The sequence below is a fragment of the Arthrobacter sp. Soil_C_49 genome (genome assembly GCF_057656635.1).
The window spans coordinates 109,691-128,906 of the sequence record NZ_JBDGJZ010000001.1; the positions used below are offsets into that span (position 1 = coordinate 109,691).

Genomic DNA, 19,216 nt, shown 5'->3' on the forward strand with positions numbered 1-19,216 from the left:
AGCCGCAGGAATGCCCGGCTGTCCTGCGGCGTTGTAGAGGATGTCCACCCGCACCTATGAAAGGAACATGCCGTGCTTGAACGGATCTCCGGCTCCCTGCTGGACCCCGACGCGCTCTATGCAAGCAACATCGAGCTGTTCCACAGCCCGGAGCTCAAGGGGCTGAACCTGGTGATGGGTTTCACCGGTTTCGCCGATGCCGGGCAAGTGGTGAAGCAGATCAATGCTGAACTGCTGGACACGCTCGACGTCCAGCCCGTTGCAGTCTTCGATGCCGACCAGCTGATCGATTACCGCTCCCGCAGGCCGCACCTGACGTTCGTCGAAGACCATCTGCAGGACTACCAGGAGCCCCGCCTCGCCCTCTACCGGCTGGTGGACGGCCTGGGCAATCCCTTCCTGCTGCTCGCGGGCTTTGAACCGGACCTGCAATGGGAACGCTTCGCCCGGGCAGTGGTTGGCATCGTGGAAAAACTCGACGTCAACCTGGTCACCTGGATCCACTCGATCCCCATGCCCGTTCCGCACACCCGCCCGGTAGGCGTCACGGTCCACGGCAACCGGCCGGACCTGATCGAGGGAATCTCTGTGTGGAAGCCCACCGTGGAAGTGCCCGCGGCAGTGGGACACATCCTCGAACTGCGCCTCGTGGAGGCAGGCCGCAACGTGGCCGGTTACGTCATCCACGTGCCGCACTACCTGGCCGAGGCGGAATACCCCACCGCCGCCGTTGCAGGCCTGGAGTACCTGGGCGCCGCCACCTCGCTGATGCTGCCCTCGGACAGGCTCCGTGAAGCCGGCCGAGAGGTCAGCCGGCAGATCGCCGAGCAGATCGACGCCTCAGACGAAGTCCAGCAGGTGGTGTCCCGGCTCGAGTCGCGGTACGACGAGAAGGCCGAAGGCACGGTCCGCCGCTCGCTCCTGGCGGACGAAAATGACGAGCTGCCCAACGCCGATGTCCTCGGTGCCGCTGTAGAGGCCTATCTCGCCCGCGAAAATCCGCGCCAATAGACGGCCGATGTTAGCCCGGGCCGGCAGCGGAGCACGCTGCTCCCCGGGCCCGTCCGGCTGTCCGGGCATAATGAAGACGTGACTGCACCCCGAGCCTGGCTGATCTGGACCATTGGAATCTTCGGGTACCTGGTGGCCGTCTCCCAGCGCACTTCCTTCGGGGTGGTGGGGCTCGAGGCCACGGAACGCTTCCACGCCAGCGCCTCTGCAATCTCATTCTTCACAGTCCTCCAGCTGCTCGTGTACGCCGGACTCCAGATCCCGGTGGGGCTGTTGGTTGACCGCTTTGGATCCCGGGCCATGATCGCGGGCGGTGCCGTGCTGATGGGCCTGGGCCAGCTCCAGCTGGCGTTCGCCGACAGCATCCCGGGCGGCGTGGCGGGCCGCGTCCTGGTGGGCGCCGGGGACGCCATGACCTTCATTTCGGTGATCCGGCTGATCCCGCTGTGGTTTGCCCCGGCGCGGGTGCCGCTGGTGACGCAGCTGACCGGCATGTCCGGGCAGCTGGGGCAGCTGTTCAGCGTCCTCCCGTTCGCGTTCGTACTGCACGCGGCCGGCTGGACCCCGGCGTTCCTGATGCTGGCCGGGATGTCCGGACTCGCCGTGGTCCTGGTGGTGCTGCTCCTGCAGGACGTGCCGCCCGGCACCCCGCGACCGCAGGCGCAGCAGGGCCTGAAAGCCACCGGCGCCTCGCTGGCCCGCGCCTGGCGCCAGCCCGGAACACGGCTGGGCCTCTGGAGCCACTTCACCATCCAGTTCAGCGGAACCGTCTTCGCCATGACCTGGGGCTACCCGTTCCTGATTTCCGGCCAGGGCCTGGACGCCGGAACCGTTGCCGCCCTGATGGCCTTGTACGTGGCGGCCGCCATGGCCGTAGGCCCCTTCATTGGCCGCTTTGTCTCCCGCCATCCGCTGCGGCGCTCCACCATGGTCCTCCTGATTGCCGCCGCCACTGCCGGGGCCTGGGCCGCTGTGCTGCTGACGCCCGGGCGTTCCCCGCTGTGGCTCCTGGCCGGCCTGGTGGTGGTGCTCGCCATCGGCGGTCCAGGCTCCATGATCGGTTTCGACTTTGCACGGACCTTCAACCCGGCGCACCGCATCGGCACGGCAACGGGGATTGTGAACGTGGGCGGGTTCATTGCCGCGCTGGTCGCAATCTTCCTCATCGGCCTGGTGCTGGACCTGCTCTACGCCAGCGGGTTCTCGAACGGCGCGCTCTACGGGCTGGAACCGTTCCGGATCGCCCTGAGTGTCCAGTTCCTGCTGCTCGGGTTCGGGGCCGTGGCCATGCTGGTGTGCCGGCGGAAGGTGCGCCGGCAGATGGCGGCCCAAGGTGTTGTGGTGCCGCCGCTTCGCAGCGCCCTGGCCCGCCAGCGCAGGGAAAACCTGGCGCGGCGCAGCAGGGCGGCGTCTTCGGACGACTAGTCCTGCACAGGCCTCTTTCGGGCAGTTGGCCGCCCGGCAGTGGCGGCCGACTTATCCTGCACAGCCCCGGCTTTTGCACTTAGGCCAGGTTCCCTGCTGACGCGGTCCAACCGCAGGCGAATGCTGGAGCCATGACATCTCCAGAGCGACTCACAGTCCGCGGCCCGGAAGACATCCTGGGCTTCATCCCGCATTCGCTGGGATACTGGCCCGCCAACAGCATTGTGGCCATGACGTTGCAGGGCAGGAGGCTGGGGGCAACACTTCGCCTCGACCTCCCGGGACCTGACGTCCTGGCTGATCCGGCAGCATTCGCCGCAACGGTCTGCGGATACCTGGCGGCCGACGGGCAGGCCAACGGTACGCTGCTTGCCCTGTTCACCAACAACGGCTGGTTGTCCGGCCCAGGGTGCTATGACGGCCTGATCTTCGGCCTTGAGGCAGCTTTGGCCCAGGCCGGCATGCCGGTTAAGGATGCCTGGTACGTAGGGGACCGCTACTGGCGGGACGTGCGGTGTTCGGACCCGTCCTGCTGCCCGTTGCCCGGACGCCCGCTGGAGCAGATCCGCGACAGCCTCCTCAGCACCGAGATGGTGTTCCGCGGAAGCAGCGTAGGGCCGCCGCCCGAAGAGCGGCCCGCTGCCGGTCCGGTACCAGGACCCTACGTGGCTGGGATTTTGGAAGCGGAGGCGGTGTGGTGGGCCCAGCTGGACCCCCGCCGGAAGAGCCGGTCCCAGTTCGAGGCGGTCCTGCGGCAGTGGGAAGCGACGCTGCGCCGGCCTGATGACGGGCGGCCGCCATCGGTGCAGCGCGATGCGTTCCTGCGGACCACGCTGCTTGTCCCTGCCTGGCGCGATGCGGTCCTGGTGATGGCGGCGGCCGGCAGGCCGGCGGCGCTGGCGGGCGCCGAAGAGTTCGGGATCTTCAGTGAGGGGGAGGAACCGGGGCCGCTGGAGCCTGCGGCGGAAGAAGCAGGCGGGGCAACAACCACCTGCGGGCCGCATGCTCCGGGACCGCCATCCTTCGCCATGCGGTCCGAATATATGCATGACGCCCATGGTCCCGGCATTCCGGTGCCCGGGGACCTCGCGGGCACCGCGTGCTATAGGGATGTCCTGATGGGGCAAGCCCCGCCGGTCCCGCAGTGGCGGACCATGGACTCCCTCGACCTCGTGCTGGAGCAGCTCGCCATCCCGGGCGGGGCGTCCGCGGCGGCCGCGCTGACATTGCGGGGATGGATCGCGTGGTGCCGGGGGCGCGGCTCCTACGCCGCCGCCCACTTCGGCGAAGCCCTTGAGATTGAGCCCGGATACCGGCTGGCCGGGCTGTTGCTCGAACTGGTCCGCAGGGGTTCGCTGTGCGGGTGGGCGGCGCGGAAGGACGCCGCCTGGCAGAAATTCGGTCCGGATGCCGCCTGACGGGCAAGGATCCTGGCCCTGGAGGCAAGGGCAGCAGGACCACGGGGAGGTCCTATTCGGGGAAACGTGAGACAATGGTTGCCGAGACCCGGTTGGGTCCGTGTATCAAATGCCTGTAATTGCTCCTTTCGGGGAACATTACAGCCGCTCCGGCAGTTGTATTTATAGACTCTGCCGGCCGTGGTGGCGCTTGGTTTTCACCACGGACTTGACAGGGTCATAGTGGTGTTGCCCGTATGGTGATTCCACAGACCACCGCTAGAAAGGTTTTCTGTGACCCCGTCTTCCACGAAGAAGGACCCCGCCGCCCAGGACGAACTGTCCGCTGAGCAGAAGCAGGCTGCGACCACCGCCAAGCGGGCCGCCACTCGGGCAGCCAACAAGGCTTCTGCCGGTGAAGCTGGTGCGGACGGCAAGCGTGAGCCCAAAAAGCGCGGCCCCAAGCCCGGCGCGAAGGCCGCCGCCGAGGCTGCCGGCAAGTCTGACGCCGATGATGAGGTAGAAGAAGTCGAGGAAGACCTCGACGACATCATCCTCGAAGGCCCTGACGTTGTTGAAGAGGACGCCGAAGCTGATCCCGTGAAGGGTGCTGCCGGATCAGGCAAGGGCTTCGTCTACTCCGATGCCGATGACGACGACGCACCTGTCCAGCAGGTCATGTCAGCCGGCGCCACCGCCGACCCCGTCAAGGACTACCTGAAGCAGATCGGTAAGGTCGCACTGCTCAACGCCGAGCAGGAAGTGGACCTTGCGCTCCGGATCGAAGCCGGGCTGTTTGCCGAAGAGAAGATCAACGCGGACGACGGCTCCATGGACCCGAAGTACAAGCGTGAACTTGAGTTCATCATCCACGACGGCAAGCGCGCCAAGAACCACCTCCTCGAGGCCAACCTGCGCCTGGTGGTTTCGCTGGCCAAGCGATACACCGGCCGCGGCATGCTGTTCCTGGACCTGATCCAGGAAGGCAACCTGGGCCTCATCCGCGCTGTGGAGAAGTTCGACTACACCAAGGGCTTCAAGTTCTCCACGTACGCCACCTGGTGGATCCGCCAGGCGATCACCCGCGCCATGGCAGACCAGGCGCGCACCATCCGTATTCCGGTGCACATGGTGGAAGTCATCAACAAGCTGGCCCGTGTCCAGCGCCAGATGCTGCAGGACCTCGGCCGCGAACCCACGCCCGAAGAGCTGGCCCTCGAACTGGACATGACGCCCGAAAAGGTGGTCGAAGTCCAGAAGTACGGCCGCGAGCCCATTTCGCTGCACACGCCCCTGGGCGAGGACGGCGATTCCGAGTTCGGCGACCTCATCGAGGATTCCGAGGCCGTGGTCCCGGCTGATGCCGTGAGCTTCACCCTCCTGCAGGAACAGCTCCACTCCGTCCTGGACACTTTGTCCGAGCGTGAGGCCGGCGTTGTTGCCATGCGGTTCGGCCTGACCGACGGACAGCCGAAGACTTTAGACGAAATCGGCAAGGTCTACGGAGTCACGCGTGAGCGGATCCGCCAGATCGAATCCAAGACCATGTCCAAGCTGCGCCACCCCTCGCGGTCGCAGGTCCTGCGGGACTACCTGGACTAGGACCAGCAAGCCAGGAAAAGCGGCCCGCCGGCTGCCGTGCCCCTCACGGGGCCCAGCAGCCGGCGGGCCGCTTTCGTTCAGTACCTGCGCCGTCGCGCCGCTTCTGTCCAGCAGGCGGGCGCCGCTTAAACGAAGAGGGACCCCGCCTTCCGGCAGGGTCCCAGCAGCTTCGGTTGCGCTAGTCGATTTCCACGGCAGCTTTCTCGTGAAGCTTCCCCGTCTCATCGTGCCAGTCCGAGCTCAACGGCTTGAGCGTCGCCTCGACTGCACGTGCGTGGTGGCCGCAGAACAGCAGCTCACCGCCGGAGGACTCGAGTACAACCCGCACATATGCCTGGGCTCCGCAACGGTCGCACCGGTCGAGTGCGTTGAGTGTGCGATCTGCCACTGCTGTTGTCATGTCGGCCTCCTTAGTAGATCAGTACGTCTATATAACCAGTATTCGTAACAAAACCATCGCAAGGATGGGGCAAGTTCGCTGTCCGCGTATCCGCAAGAGTCCGTCAAGATCTGCACAGTCCCTCTGGAAAAGCGCCAAGTGGCGGGGGGCACAGGCCCCGCCAGGTGTGGCAGTCGGCGGTCCAAGGTCCGGCCGACTACCCTAGAAAGAGCGACCCCCAGCCCGCTGTTCCATCCCCTGAAGGAGTTCACCACCGGTGGCACCAAGTTCTGATTACACCGCCCGGCACCTGTCTGTCCTGGAGGGCCTCGAAGCCGTCCGCAAGCGCCCCGGCATGTACATCGGTTCCACCGACTCCCGCGGCCTCATGCACTGCCTCTGGGAAATCATCGACAACTCCGTTGACGAGGCATTGGCCGGGTTCGGCCACGACATCAAAATCATCCTCCACGCCGACAACTCCGTGGAGATCCACGACGACGGCCGCGGCATCCCCATCGACAAGGAACCAAAAACCGGGCTGACCGGCGTCGAAGTGGTCTTCACCAAGCTCCACGCCGGCGGTAAGTTCGGCGGCGGCTCCTACACGGCCTCAGGCGGCCTGCACGGCGTCGGCGCCTCCGTGGTCAACGCCCTGTCTTCCCGCCTCGACGTTGAGGTGGACCGCGGCGGCAAAACCTACAAGATGTCCTTCCGCCGCGGGGAGCCCGGCCGTTTCCAGGACACCGGTTCCAAAGTCGACCCGGCCGCGACCTTCACCCCCTTTGTGGACGACTCCGTCCTGGACGTGGTGGGCAAGGCCAAGCGCGGTGTCACGGGCACCAGGATCCGGTACTGGGCGGACCGGCAGATCTTCACCCCGGACGCAAAGTTCTCCTATGACGAACTCGCCGCCCGCGCCCGGCAGACGTCCTTCCTGGTACCCGGCCTCAAGCTGACGGTGCGCGATGAGAGGAAGGTCGCGGGAACGCCCGGCGAAGCCGGCCCGCACGAGGAGATCTTCCACCACGACGGCGGCATCTCCGAATTCGTCGAATTCCTTGCCGCCGATCCCGCCGTCACCGACGTCTGGCGCCTGCACGGATCGGGCAAGTTCAAGGAAACCGTTCCCGTCCTGGACGAACGCGGCCACAGCCAGCTCGCCGAGGTGGAGCGCGACTGTGAGGTGGATGTGGCCCTGCGCTGGGGGATCGGCTACGACAGCACCGTCCGGAGCTTCGTGAACATCATCTCCACACCCAAGGGGGGAACGCACCAGTCCGGCTTCGAGCAGGCGCTGGTCAAGACCTTCCGCAAAGCCGTGGAAAACAACGCCCGCAAACTCAAGGCCGGCAACGACAAAATCGAAAAGGACGACATCTTCGCCGGCCTCACCGCCGTCCTGACAGTGCGCCTGGCCGAGCCGCAGTTCGAAGGCCAGACCAAGGAAATCCTGGGTACTTCCGCCGTCCGCGCCATCGTGTCCAAGGTGGTGGAGCGCGAAATCACCGCCAAGCTCACCTCCGGCAACAAAAACGACAAGTCGCAGTCCGCCCTGCTCCTGGAAAAAATCGTCAGCGAGATGAAGTCCCGCATCTCGGCGCGTGTGCACAAGGAGACCCAGCGGCGCAAGAACGCCCTGGAAACTTCCTCGATGCCTACCAAGCTGGCTGACTGCCGCACTGACGACGTCGAACGTTCCGAGCTGTTCATCGTGGAAGGCGACTCGGCCCTGGGAACCGCCAAGCTGGCCCGGTCCTCGGACTTCCAGGCCCTGCTGCCCATCCGCGGCAAGATCCTCAACGTCCAGAAGGCATCGGTGGGGGACATGCTCTCCAACGCCGAATGCGCAGCCCTCATCCAGGTGGTGGGCGCAGGCTCCGGCCGCAGCTTCGACATCAGCGCCGCCCGCTACGGCAAAGTCATCCTGATGACCGACGCGGACGTTGACGGCGCGCACATCCGCACGCTGCTCCTGACGCTCTTCTTCCGCTACATGCGCCCCATGATCGATGAGGGCCGTGTTTTCGCCGCTGTGCCGCCGCTGCACCGGGTGGAGGTCATCAACGCCGGCCAGAAGGCCAACGAGATGATCTACACCTACTCCGAGGCGGAGCTGCACGTGCTGCTGGCCCGGCTGGCCCAGGAGGGCAAGCGGTACAAGGAACCCATCCAGCGCTACAAGGGCCTGGGCGAGATGGACGCCGAGCAGCTGGCCGAGACCACCATGGACCCGCGCCACCGCACGCTGCGGAAGGTGGGGATCGAGAACGCTAAGCAGGCGGAGGAGATCTTTGACCTCCTGATGGGCTCGGACGTCTCGCCGCGCAAGGACTTCATCATCGCCGGCGCCTCCAGCCTGGACCGGGAACGCATCGACGCCTGACCCTTTCCAGCGGTGGTTGAGCTTGTCGGAACCCGCGTTTGGAGAAGCTCAACCACCGGCAGGTGGGGCAGGGCGTACGACGGCGGGACTCAGCCGAACAGGCCCGGCACCACCAGCAGGGCTGTGGGCAGCGCCAGCAGGAGTACGCAGCCGGCCAGGACCAGGCTGCGGACCGGGGCCGGCAGTTGCGGCTGCGGGGAGAGCAGGCGGCTGACCCGGGAGGCCGTGGTGCGTGCGGAGTCCGCGCCGGCGGCCGCCGCCGAGTCGAGCCCGGCCAGTGACAACCCCGAAGCGGACAGCCCGGAAGGGCCGGGCTGGAGCTCCGCGTCACCCGGCGTCCTGGCGGATCCGCTGGCAACAATGGCGATGGCCTTGATGAGCGTGGCTTTGCTTTCGGTTTTGAGCGCTACGTCGTCGGCCAGCATCTCGATCAGGGAGTTGACGGACTCCTGGGCGAGGCGGGTGGTGGGAAGCCAGGGGAGCGCCTGCCGCCACGCGGCGAACGCCCACAGCAGCAGGTGGTGGCGCTGGCTCAGGTGCGCATTTTCGTGGATCAGTACGGCGCGGAGTTCGGCCGGCTCAAGGGCCGCCATCAGGCCGTCGGACAACACGGTTACGGAGCGCGCCCCGCCGGGAAGGCAATAAGCCACCGGCGAATCATGGCTGATGACCAGCGTCCCGGCGCCCTCGGCGGACGGGGAGGCCAGCAGCGCCAGAAGCTCCCGGTGCCGACGCCGCTGCCGCTCGATCTTGTAATAGGTCAGCAGCAGGGTGAACACCAGGTGCGCCGTCAGCAGCGCGGCGGCGGACAACGCGAAAATGTGCCAGAAGCCCAGGTCCGTGGTGGGGGCGTTGAAGAACACCATGCCGGCAAGCGCCCGCAGGCCGGCAATGAGGTTGTCGCCAATGGGCTCCAGGCCGTACACCAGCATGGCGCCGATCATCGAAAGGCCACCGGCAAGGGCGATGGCCTGCCAGAGCACCATGGCCGTGAAGGGGGACCGCGCGGGCCACTGCGCACGCGAGAGGAGGATAGGGACCGGCCACGCCAGGACTATCGCAAGGACCGCCAGCAGGTACGAGGCCCAGAACATGGTCCGCTAGATGTGGCCAAGCAGTTTGCGCAGCGTCTCGGCTTCACCCTCGGAAACGGAGCCAATGAAGCGTGCCAGTACGGCCTCACGGTCCGGGGCTGACCCCAGTACTTCGTGCATCAGCTCAGCGGTGTGGTCTTCACGGCTGGATACTGCCTGGTAGCGGTGCGGCCGAGTGCCGCGTTCGCGTTCCACCAGGCCCTTTTTCTCCAGCCGGGACAACACGGTGAGCACGGTGGTGACCGCCAGTTCCTTGCCTTCATGGCCGGCGGTGCCATCCTGGCCTGCTGACGTTTGTGCGAGCCGGTCCCGCAGCGTGTTGGCGGTGGCTGCTTCATGGCCCGCCCAGAGCAGGTCCATCACTGCCCGTTCCAGTTCACCAAGACTAGCCATTGCACTTTTCCTTTGTTTCCCCGCACCGCCGCCATGGACAGCGGTGACATCATGCGTTTTGCTACTACTACAGGATCCAATTTACCCCGATTCCCTTTCACTTTCTACATCGGGTAGAACACAAGCCGGTCACGGCCTTCCGGCAGGCGCCGAAGGCGCCGCGGCCCGTTTTTACAGCGCCGCCGGCGTTGTTCTACACTTTGTAGAAGTCAGAGTTTCTACAGAACGTAGAAAACCTTCGCCCGGACAGTAGGGACCGCCATGGACGCTTTGGACGCTCTGGAAATCGCACGCTGGCAATTCGGCATCACCACCGTCTATCACTTCATGATGGTTCCGCTGACCATCGGCCTGGGCCTGGTGGTGGCCGTCATCCAGACCATCTGGCACCGCACCGGAAAGCCCGAATACCTCCGGATGACCAAATTCTGGGGAAAGCTGTTCCTGATCAACTTCATCATGGGCGTGGCTACCGGCATCGTCCAGGAGTTCCAGTTCGGAATGGCCTGGAGCGAGTACAGCCGCTTTGTTGGTGATGTTTTCGGTGCCCCGCTGGCCCTCGAGGCGCTGCTGGCCTTCTTTGTGGAGTCCACCTTCCTGGGCCTGTGGATCTTCGGCTGGAAGCAGCTCAAGCCGGCCATCCACCTCGCCTGCCTCTGGATAGCCGTCGTCGGCTCCGTGTTCTCCGCGTACTTCATCATCGTGGCCAACAGCTGGATGCAGCACCCCGTGGGCGTCGAGATGGTCGACGGCCGCCCGGTCATGACCGACGCCTGGGCCGTCTTCACCAACAACACCGCCCTCGTTGCCGTACCCCACACGCTCTTCGGCGCCCTGGCCGTCGCCGGCGGCTTCCTGCTCGGCATCGCCTGGTACCACCTCTGGAGGAGGCGGCGCGACGGCGTCGACACCGTGGGTGCCGACGGGAAGGTCATTGCCGGCGAAGCCGCGGACATCCCCGGCCGCGACCGGGACGACCACAAGGTCTGGCTCCGGTCCCTGCGGATCGGTGCCGTGGTGGCCATGATCTCCTTCGCCGGAACCGCACTCACCGGCGACCTCCAGGGCAAGCTCATGTTTGAACAGCAGCCCATGAAAATGGCCGCCGCCGAAGCAGCATGCCACGACGGCACCGGCTTCTCAGTCCTGAGCATCGGCAACATCGGCTCGCAGAACTGCGATGACATCGTGGCCCTGATCGAGGTGCCGGGCATCCTCTCCTACCTGGCCAAGGGCGATTTCACCACCGAAGTCCAGGGCGTCAACAGCCTGCTGCCTGAGTACAAGGAAAAGTACGGCACCCACCTTCCGGACAACCCGATCTACGGCGACCGGGCCGGCCAGGAAATCGACTACCTTCCCGTCATGGAGGTCACCTACTGGGGCTTCCGCATGATGATCGGCTTCGGCGGCCTCGCGGCCCTGGCGGCCCTGGTGGCCCTCTGGCTCACCCGGAAGGGCACCGTGCCCGGGTCCCGCTGGCTGATGCGGCTTGCCGTCTTCGGGATCCTCGCCCCGTTCGGCGCCAACGCTGCCGGCTGGATCTTCACGGAGATGGGCCGCCAGCCTTTTGTGGTGGCACCGAACCCGGACCCCAGCGGCATCGACCAGGTGTTTATGTTCACCGCCGCCGCAGTGTCACCCGGTGTCTCCGCCGGTGAGCTGCTGGCATCGCTGGTCACCCTGACCGCCATCTACGCCGTCCTGCTGGTGGTGGAGGTCAAGCTGCTGGTCAGGTACATCCGGGGCGGCGTGGTGTCCGCGATGCCGGAACTCGTCCACGCCCCCGTGGACGAAAACGAAGACGCCACCCCCGGCCCCGGCGGCCCCGGCGGCCCCGGCGGCAAACCGGCCGACGACGTCCTGGCCTTCGCCTACTAGTCCCGCCACGAGCAGAGGAAACAAGAATGGAACTGCTGCCAACCATCTGGTTCATCGCCATCGCAGTGCTCTGGACCGGGTACCTCTTCCTGGAGGGCTTTGACCTGGGCGTGGGCATGCTGATAAAGCTGTTCGCCCGGAACAACACCGAACGCCGGGTCCTGCTCAACACCGTGGGCCCCGTATGGGACGGCAACGAGGTGTGGCTCCTGACCGCGGGCGGTGCTACGTTCGCCGCCTTCCCGCTCTGGTACGCCTCGCTGTTCTCCGCCCTGTACCTGCCGCTGCTGGTGGTCCTGGTGGCACTGATCTTCCGTGCCGTGGCCTTCGAATACCGCGGCAAGGTGGACACCGAGCAGTGGCGGGCCCGGTGGGACTGGGCCATTGCCCTGGGATCCTTCTTCGCGGCCTTCGGCGTCGGCGCAGCGCTCGCCCTGACCACCACCGGCCTTCCCCTGAACGCCAACGGCGACCGCGAGGGCGGCCCCTTCGCCTGGTTCAACGGCTACGCGGTCCTCGGCGGACTCGCCGTCGTCGGATTCGCGCTGGTCCACGCCCTGGCCTTCCTTGCCCTGAAGACCGACGGCGAGGTGCGCCACCGTGCCCGCACCTGGTTTGTCCGGCTGCTTCCCGTCCTGCTCCTGCCCATCGCGGCATGGGCGGTGACCGTGCAGATCCTCGAAGGAAAGCCCTGGACCTGGGCGCTGGTCCTGGTGGCAGTAGCCGCGGCAGCCACAGCCTGGTCAATGGCCCGGAAAGGTGCGGAGGGAAAGGCGTTTGTGGCCCTGGGAGCGTTCCTGGCCCTGGGCTCGGCGTCCATCTTCGGGGCGGCGTTCCCGGTGGTGCTGCCCTCCACCCTCAATGAGGCCTTTGACCTCACCATTTCCAACGCTTCATCCTCGGACTACACTCTGGGCCTGATGACTGTGGTGGCCGCCTTCGGACTCCCTCTGGTCATCGCCTACCAGGCCTGGACCTACTGGGTCTTCCGGAAACGCGTCAGTGCTGCGCACATCCCGGAGGCCCACAGCTTCCTGCCGGCCATCGCCGCCAAGGCTTTCACCAACAAAGGCTGACATGCGCCCCATCCTTCCGCCCGGCCCGGCCACCCGTTCCGCCATCTACTGGCTGGGACTCCTCGCCGCCCTCAAGGCGCTCTCCCTGGTCCTGATCGGCCAGGCGGTGGCGTCGGTGCTCGCCGGGTTGGTGGCGGGGAACCCTGCGTGGGCGGAGCAGACCGCCGTCGGGATGGCCGGCGTGGTCCTCCGGTCGGCGACCGTGTGGGGTCAGGCCGTTGCGGCGCGCCGGGCGGCACTGGGCATCAAGGAGGAGCTGCGCGCCGGACTGCTCGAACGGGCGCTGCGCAACGGGGTGCGGGGCACGGGACCGGCCGACGGCGGACTGGCCGTGCTGGCCACCCGCGGACTGGACGCCATGGACAGCTACTACACGCAGTTCCTGCCCGCCCTGGTGAACTGCGCGGCCATCCCGCTGCTGGTGGGTGCCCGGATCCTGTTTGCGGACTGGGTCTCAGCGGTGGTCATCGTCCTGACGGTTCCGCTTGTCCCGCTGTTTATGGTGCTGATTGGCCGGTACACCGAGGACAACGTCCGCGAAGCACAGGCCGCCCTGGCCCGGCTCTCCACCCACATGCTGGAGCTCGCCAAGGGGCTTCCCGTGCTCGTGGGCCTGGGACGTGCCTCGGCCCAGCGCAAAGCCCTGGAGGAGATTTCGGAGGAGTACCGGTCCCGCACCATGGGGACCCTGCGGACGGCGTTCCTGTCGGCCCTGGCGCTGGAACTGATTGCCACCATCTCCGTTGCCGTCGTGGCCGTCTTCATCGGCGTACGGCTGGTGCATGGCGACATGCCGCTCGAAGCCGGCCTGCTGGCCCTGATCCTGGCACCCGACTGCTACCTGCCGCTGCGCGAGCTTGGCACCGCCCACCATGCCAGCGACGACGGCAGGGTGGCGCTCGCCGAAACCACCGCCGTCACCGAAGCGCCCGAGCCGCAGCCGCTTCCCGCCGCCCGCGCCGGCAGGCCGGGCGCCCCCATCACCGTCACGGCACTCACGGTGAGCTATGACGGGAGGTCCCGGCCCGCCGTCGGCCCGCTCACCTTCACGGCGCCGCAAAGCCGGATCACCGCCCTGGACGGTCCCAGCGGAGCCGGGAAGAGCACCGTCCTGGGTGTCCTGGCGGGCACCATCGGCGATGGGGCAGGCACAAAAGTCAGCGGCACCATCTCCGGCCTGGACCGCAAGGACATCGCCTGGGTCCCGCAGCACCCGGTGATGGTCGCGGACACAGTCCTCGACGAGATTGTGCTGTACCTGTCCGGAGGCACGGGCCCTGCCGGCAACGGGCCCCGGCGGCTGGCCACTGAAAAGGCGGCCATGTCCTGCCTGGCGCGGGCGGCGGCCGCCCACCTTGCCGGCAAGCACCCGGCGGAGCTCAGCCCCGGCGAACTGCGCCGCGTGGCGCTTGCCCGCGGGCTGGCCCGGATCGAGGCCGGCGCCACTATCCTGCTGCTGGACGAGCCCACTGCACACCTCGACGACGAATCGGCGATGCTGGTGGAGGACACCATCAGGAACCTCCGCGGGCAGGTGACCGTCATCCTGGTCGCCCACGAGGAACGCACCCGGGCGCTCGCCGAACATCTCGTGCCGGTCGCCGGAAACGCGCCGGCTCCTGCGGCAGCCGCGCACGCCGGGCCGGCACGTGCCTCAAGCAGCAGCGTGGCGGCGGACTCCACCGAAGCCCGGCCCCATACAGCAGAACCCCCGGCACGCGACGCCCGGCAGGGCAACATCCGGCCCGGCATGGAAACCGGCGCCGTTCGCCTGCTGTCCGCGCTCCTGGCACCGGTGCGGGGCAAGTTCGCGGCCGCAGCAGTGGTGGGAACACTGGCGGCGATCTTCGCCGTTGCGCTGTCCGGCCTGTCCGGCTGGCTCATTATCCGCGCCGCCGGGCAGCCGCCCATCCTGTACCTGCTGACCGCGATCGTGGGCGTGCGGTTCTTCGGAATCGGCCGGGCTGTGCTCCGGTACTGTGAACGGCTTCTCCTGCACGACGCGGTGTTCGCCGCCCTGACCCGGCTCCGGGGCCGGCTCTGGGAGTCGTTGAGCAGGCGGGCGCTGCCGCTGCGGCGCCTGCTGCAGGGCGGCAACGTCCTGGGAACGGTGGTTGACGACGTCGACACCGTCCGCGATCTCCTGCCACGGGTGGTCCTGCCGCCGGTCACGGCCATGGCGGTGGCTGTTCTGGCCGTGGTCACTACAACACTGCTGGTGCCTGCCGCCCTTCCCGCCGTGCTCGCTGCCACCGTGGTGAGCCTGCTGCTTGCGCCGGCAGTTGCCCTCTGGGGCGACCGCAAGTCTGCTGTTGCCGAGCAGCTCCTCCGCTCCGGGGTCCTACGGCGCATTTCAGCGGCCCTCGACGCCCGGGCCGAACTGCACGCGAACGGCGCAGCCTCCCCCGTCCTGGACGGCCTGCGCGCGCAGGACCGCCACGCCACCAAGGCGTCCCAGCGCTCTGCCTGGGCCGACGGCCTGGGCCAGGCCATCACCACTGCCGCCTGCGCCGCCGCAGCGTTGGGCGCAGCCTGGCTCGCGGGCCCGGCCGTGCTCGCGGGACAGCTTGCCCCGGAAACCGCAGCAGTGGTGGTCCTGCTGCTTCTCGCGCTGGTGGAGCCTTACGCGGCGATGACGACGGCGGTACGCCAGTTCCCGGCGCTGCGGACCGTTATGGAGCGGGTCGCTGAGTCGGGCGCCCTCGACGACGCGTCCGGCAGGGGCGACGGCGACGGACTCCAGGCGGTGCCTGAGCGCCCGGACGGCCTTCCCGGCGTCGAACTGGCCGGCCTGTCAGCGGCCTGGCCGGGCGGCGCACCGGTGTTCACCGGCCTGGACGCCGTGGCCGGGCCGGGCCGGTGGCTGGCGGTGACCGGCCCGTCGGGCTCGGGGAAGTCCACCCTGCTGTCAGTCCTGCTGGGCTTCCTTCCCGTGGCCGCAGGGCGGATCGGCGTGACCGGCAGGGCCGCCTGGTGCCCGCAGGAAGCGCACCTGTTCGACTCCACGATTCGCGGAAACCTCCTGCTCGGGAAGTCCGGCAACGAAACCACAGAGGACAACCAGCAGGGCGATGCGCGGCTGCTGGAGGTGCTCGCCTCGGTAGGCCTCACCGGCCTGCTGGAGCGGTTGCCGGCGGGCCTGGACACCCGGATCGGGCCGGGCGGGGCGTTCCTGAGCGGCGGGGAGCGCCAGCGCCTGGCGGTGGCCCGCACCCTGATGACCGGTGCCGAGGTGATCCTGCTGGATGAGCCCACCGCCCACCTGGATGCGGAGTCGGCCCGGGCGATGCTGGCGGACCTGCGGCACGGGCTGCGCCACCGCACCGTGGTGCTGGTGACTCACAACCCGGCGGATATCCGGCCCGGGGATGCCCGCCTGGTGCTGGCGGCCGGTCCGGAGCACTCTGGTTCGGGGCGCCCCGCTTCGGGAAATACCGGCGGATACCTGGTGCCGTCCTATGCGGGGGATCAGCCGTCCACGTCGTGAAGGTGGTGGACAACGTCGTGCAGGAAGTACTGGGACAGCGTCATCACCGTGAATTCGGAGCCGTTGCTGCGCAGCCCTTTGCGGCCCCACTCCGACTCCCTGACGGCAGCAAACGACCCGGCGGCCTGCTTGCCTTCAGCCGTGAGCTCGGCGCTGACAACTGCGGGGTCCGCGTTGGCGTAGTCCTTGTCGATGGCGGTCTGGTCCTGGTCCCAGTTGTCGAACCGGGCGTCGTCTGAATCCAGCATGAGGTTCAGCCGCTGGTCGAACAGGCTGAACACGTCCCGGACGTGGCAGGCGTACTCCAGCGCCGACCACGTATTGTCATCCGGACGCTCGGCCACGTCAGGCCTGCGAAGAACGGCACGCCAGCGCGGCAGCAGGCTTTCGATGGTCCCGGGCGCGGTGGATGGCGTGGTGGTGGAGGCGTCGAACGAGCATTCCGGGCACGGACGGGTCAGGACCCAGGTCCAGTCCTTTTCATCAGGAACGATAGGCATGGAAGCAGTCTAAGCGGGATCAGGCCAGGCCATGGCAGGACCCACCACTTCCACCGGCTGGGACAGCGGGACGCCCGAACCGTCGCGCCGGCCGTGCTCCTGCGGCAGGGACCGCGCTACCCCGGCGGCGGACGACGCCTTGGCCGGGCCGTGGCCGGCCCAGGCCAGCAGGAGGGTGTCCTCACCCTTCAGGAACCGGTGCGCCCGGACTCCTGCGGTGGCGCGTCCTTTCACGGGGTATTCGGAAAACGCCGTCACCTTGGCCGTTCCCGGGGCAGTTCCCGGCAGCGCGCCCGTGGTGCCGGCGATGGTCACCACCACTGCCGCTTCGTCCTTGGGGTGGATGGCGCCAAAGAAGAGGACCTTGTCACCCGCGGCGAGCTTGATCCCGGCCATCCCGCCGGCCGTCCGGCCCTGGGGCCGCACGGCAGCCGCCCCGAACTTGAGCAGCTGTGCCTGGCTGGTGAGGAACACCAGTTCCGCGTCGTCCTCGCCGGCAGGCGCCACGCCCACCACGAAGTCCTTGTCCTTCAGCGAAATGACTTCCCAGTCCTCGCGGTTCAGGGGGTAGTCCGGCTGGACCCGCTTCACCACGCCCTGCGCCGTGCCGACGGCCAGGACTTCGTCCAGCCGGGCGAAGGCCACCAGGGATTCCCCCTTCTGCAGGGTGATGAAGTCCTTTGCCGGGACACCGCCGGCAAGGTTGGGCAGGCCCGAAACCGGGGGCAGCACCGGCATGTCCATCACCTGCAGGCGGAGCATGCGGCCCAATGACGTGATGGCGGCAATTTCACCGCGGGCCGAGGTCTTTACCACCGAGGTGAACACATCGTGCTTGTTGCGGGGCCCGGCTTCCGCCAGGGGCTCCTGGTTGCTGGTGCGGGCGATCTGGCCGGAGGCGGTGAGGATGGCCCAGCAGGGGTCGTCGGCGATCTCCAGTGCCAGTGGGACGGCCTTGCCCTTCTTGCCCGGGGCTGCGAGTTCGGCGGCCACGGTGGGGGAGACGGCTTCGGATTCGAGCAGCAGGGTGCGGCGCGGGGTCCCGTGCTCTTCGGCGATGGCGCCGAGTTCGTCCGAGACCAGGGTGCGCAGCCGCTCGTCCGAGGCGAGGATGGCTTCCAGTTCGGCGATCTCGCGGCGCAGCTCGTCCTGTTCCTTCTCCAGTTCGATCCGGGAGTACTTGGTCAACTGGCGGAGGCGCAGTTCCAGGATGTAGTTCGCCTGGATTTCGGTGAGGTCGTAGATTGACATCAGGCGTTCCCGCGCGGCGGCGGCTTCATCCGAGGACCGGATGATCTGGATGACCTCGTCGATGTCCACGATGGCAATGAGGAGGCCCTCCACCAGGTGCAGGCGGTCCTTCTTCTTGCCCAACCGGAACACGGTGCGGCGGCGCACCACGTCGATCCGGTGGTTCACGTACACGGTCAGCAGGTCCAACAGGCCCAGGGTCTGCGGCTGGCCGTCCACCAGGGTCACGTTGTTGATGCCGAAGGAATCCTCCATCGGCGAGTAGCGGTACAGCTGCTGGAGAACGGCGTTGGGGTTGAAGCCGTTCTTGAGTTCGATGACCAGGCGCAGCCCGTGCTTGCGGTCCGTCAGGTCAACGATGTCGCTGATGCCGGTCAGCTTCTTGGCGTTGACGGCGTCCTTGATCTTTTCGATGACCTTTTCGGGGCCCACCATGTAGGGCAGCTCGGTGACCACCAGGCCGGTCCGGCGTGCCGACAGCTGTTCGACCTCCACCTTGGCGCGGGTCTTGAAGGAACCGCGTCCGGTGGCGTACGCGTCGCGGATGCCGTCCAGCCCCACGATCCGGCCGCCGCTGGGCAGGTCCGGGCCGGGGACGAACCGCATGAGGTCATCAAGGGTGGCGTCCGGGTTGGCGATCAGGTGCCGGGCGGCGGAGATGACCTCCACCAGGTTGTGCGGGGCCATATTGGTGGCCATGCCGACGGCGATGCCTGTGGCGCCGTTGACCAGCAGGTTGGGGAACGCGGCCGGCAGGACCTCGGGCTGGGTCAGCTGGTTGTCGTAGTTGGGGACAAAGTCCACCACGTCCTCATCGAGGTGGTTGGTGAGCGTGAGGGCTGCAGCAGCCATCCGGGCCTCGGTGTACCGCGGGGCCGCCGGGCCGTCGTCGAGCGAGCCGAAGTTGCCGTGCCCGTCGATCAGCGGCAGCCGCAGCGAAAAGTCCTGGGCCATGCGCACCATGGCGTCGTAGATGGCCGTATCGCCGTGCGGGTGCAGCTTCCCCATGACCTCGCCCACCACGCGGGCGCTCTTGACGTGGCCCCGGTCCGGGCGTAGCCCCATGTCGCTCATCATGTAGAGGATGCGCCGCTGCACGGGTTTCAGGCCGTCCCGGGCGTCCGGAAGCGCACGGGAGTAGATCACCGAATACGCGTACTCCAGGAAGGAGCCCTCCATCTCGGAGGTGACATCGATATCAACGATGTTCTCCGTGTAGGGGGTGTTGTCCACGGGAGGGGCTGAACTTTGGCGGCGGGCCATGGGGGTTGGTAAATCCTTCTGGGTACTGAGCAGCGAACGGGGGTGTGCTGCCATAGTTTTTGGCTAGGCTA

At 67.3% G+C, this 19,216-nt stretch carries 13 protein-coding genes; 8 read left to right on the plus strand and 5 right to left on the minus strand.

Annotated elements, in window-relative coordinates:
• Positions 1-72: 72 nt before the first annotated feature.
• The 4 genes from AC3A4Z_RS00495 to AC3A4Z_RS00510 all read left to right on the plus strand — a co-directional run bounded on the left by AC3A4Z_RS00495 (position 73) and on the right by AC3A4Z_RS00510 (position 5,435).
• Positions 73-1,011: a proteasome assembly chaperone family protein gene (locus AC3A4Z_RS00495; RefSeq protein WP_498709335.1), complete on the plus strand. Its 939-nt coding sequence runs from the start codon at positions 73-75 to the stop codon at positions 1,009-1,011.
• A 78-nt stretch (positions 1,012-1,089) separates the two neighbouring features.
• Positions 1,090-2,436 carry an MFS transporter gene (locus tag AC3A4Z_RS00500; protein ID WP_498709337.1) on the plus strand — a complete coding sequence of 449 codons (1,347 nt, stop codon included), beginning with the start codon at positions 1,090-1,092 and terminating at the stop codon, positions 2,434-2,436.
• 131 nt (positions 2,437-2,567) lie between these two features.
• The gene (locus tag AC3A4Z_RS00505) at positions 2,568-3,854 is read left to right on the plus strand and encodes a DUF4192 domain-containing protein (protein WP_498709338.1); all 1,287 of its coding nucleotides are present in this window, start codon (positions 2,568-2,570) and stop codon (positions 3,852-3,854) included.
• Between the two features lie 273 nt (positions 3,855-4,127).
• Positions 4,128-5,435: an RNA polymerase sigma factor gene (locus tag AC3A4Z_RS00510; RefSeq protein ID WP_493971566.1), complete on the plus strand. Its 1,308-nt coding sequence runs from the start codon at positions 4,128-4,130 to the stop codon at positions 5,433-5,435.
• Positions 5,436-5,613: 178 nt separating this feature from the next.
• On the opposite strand, the gene AC3A4Z_RS00515 is transcribed toward AC3A4Z_RS00510, so the two are convergent.
• On the minus strand, positions 5,614-5,835 hold the full coding sequence (locus AC3A4Z_RS00515; RefSeq protein ID WP_013600696.1) for a DUF7455 domain-containing protein: 222 nt from the start codon (positions 5,833-5,835) through the stop codon (positions 5,614-5,616).
• 256 nt (positions 5,836-6,091) lie between these two features.
• On the opposite strand from AC3A4Z_RS00515, the gene AC3A4Z_RS00520 reads away from it, so the two are divergent.
• Positions 6,092-8,200 (plus strand): DNA gyrase/topoisomerase IV subunit B, encoded by a 2,109-nt coding sequence (locus AC3A4Z_RS00520; RefSeq protein ID WP_498709343.1) that lies wholly within the window; start codon positions 6,092-6,094, stop codon positions 8,198-8,200.
• Between the two features lie 89 nt (positions 8,201-8,289).
• On the opposite strand, the gene AC3A4Z_RS00525 is transcribed toward AC3A4Z_RS00520, so the two are convergent.
• Together AC3A4Z_RS00525 and AC3A4Z_RS00530 are read right to left on the minus strand one after the other, a co-directional pair.
• Positions 8,290-9,294: a M56 family metallopeptidase gene (locus AC3A4Z_RS00525; protein WP_498709344.1), complete on the minus strand. Its 1,005-nt coding sequence runs from the start codon at positions 9,292-9,294 to the stop codon at positions 8,290-8,292.
• 6 nt (positions 9,295-9,300) lie between these two features.
• Positions 9,301-9,687 carry a BlaI/MecI/CopY family transcriptional regulator gene (locus AC3A4Z_RS00530; protein WP_159825050.1) on the minus strand — a complete coding sequence of 129 codons (387 nt, stop codon included), beginning with the start codon at positions 9,685-9,687 and terminating at the stop codon, positions 9,301-9,303.
• Between the two features lie 270 nt (positions 9,688-9,957).
• Here AC3A4Z_RS00530 and AC3A4Z_RS00535 point away from each other — a divergent pair, with 270 nt between their 5' ends.
• From AC3A4Z_RS00535 to cydD, 3 genes are read left to right on the plus strand one after another with little or no spacing between them, the layout of a single operon-like run.
• A complete protein-coding gene (locus AC3A4Z_RS00535) occupies positions 9,958-11,568 on the plus strand; it encodes a cytochrome ubiquinol oxidase subunit I (RefSeq protein ID WP_498710037.1) in 1,611 nt (536 codons plus the stop codon).
• Between the two features lie 26 nt (positions 11,569-11,594).
• Entirely contained in the window at positions 11,595-12,644 is a 1,050-nt protein-coding gene (gene cydB / locus AC3A4Z_RS00540; RefSeq protein WP_498709345.1) for a cytochrome d ubiquinol oxidase subunit II, read from the plus strand.
• A gap of 1 nt (position 12,645) precedes the next feature.
• Positions 12,646-16,131, plus strand: a complete 3,486-nt coding sequence (gene cydD / locus AC3A4Z_RS00545; RefSeq protein ID WP_498709346.1) for a thiol reductant ABC exporter subunit CydD — start codon at positions 12,646-12,648, stop codon at positions 16,129-16,131.
• Here the strand turns inward: cydD and AC3A4Z_RS00550 are convergent.
• Both AC3A4Z_RS00550 and AC3A4Z_RS00555 read right to left on the minus strand, forming a co-directional pair.
• The gene (locus AC3A4Z_RS00550; RefSeq protein WP_498709348.1) at positions 16,113-16,631 is read right to left on the minus strand and encodes a DinB family protein; all 519 of its coding nucleotides are present in this window, start codon (positions 16,629-16,631) and stop codon (positions 16,113-16,115) included. The genes cydD and AC3A4Z_RS00550 overlap by 19 nt on opposite strands.
• Before the next feature lie 9 nt (positions 16,632-16,640).
• Positions 16,641-19,145, minus strand: coding sequence for a DNA gyrase/topoisomerase IV subunit A (locus AC3A4Z_RS00555; protein WP_498710039.1), 2,505 nt, complete (start codon positions 19,143-19,145; stop codon positions 16,641-16,643).
• Between the last annotated feature and the right edge of the window lie 71 nt (positions 19,146-19,216).

Bases quoted from the DNA above. Each gene is read 5' to 3' on its own strand.
- AC3A4Z_RS00505 (WP_498709338.1), top strand. From the start codon at position 2,568: ATGACATCTCCAGAGCGACTCACAGTCCGCGGCCCGGAAGACATCCTG.
- AC3A4Z_RS00515 (WP_013600696.1), bottom strand. From the start codon at position 5,835: ATGACAACAGCAGTGGCAGATCGCACACTCAACGCACTCGACCGGTGC.
- AC3A4Z_RS00525 (WP_498709344.1), bottom strand. From the start codon at position 9,294: ATGTTCTGGGCCTCGTACCTGCTGGCGGTCCTTGCGATAGTCCTGGCG.
- AC3A4Z_RS00530 (WP_159825050.1), bottom strand. From the start codon at position 9,687: ATGGCTAGTCTTGGTGAACTGGAACGGGCAGTGATGGACCTGCTCTGG.
- cydB (WP_498709345.1), top strand. From the start codon at position 11,595: ATGGAACTGCTGCCAACCATCTGGTTCATCGCCATCGCAGTGCTCTGG.
- cydD (WP_498709346.1), top strand. From the start codon at position 12,646: ATGCGCCCCATCCTTCCGCCCGGCCCGGCCACCCGTTCCGCCATCTAC.
- AC3A4Z_RS00550 (WP_498709348.1), bottom strand. From the start codon at position 16,631: ATGCCTATCGTTCCTGATGAAAAGGACTGGACCTGGGTCCTGACCCGT.
- AC3A4Z_RS00555 (WP_498710039.1), bottom strand. From the start codon at position 19,145: ATGGCCCGCCGCCAAAGTTCAGCCCCTCCCGTGGACAACACCCCCTAC.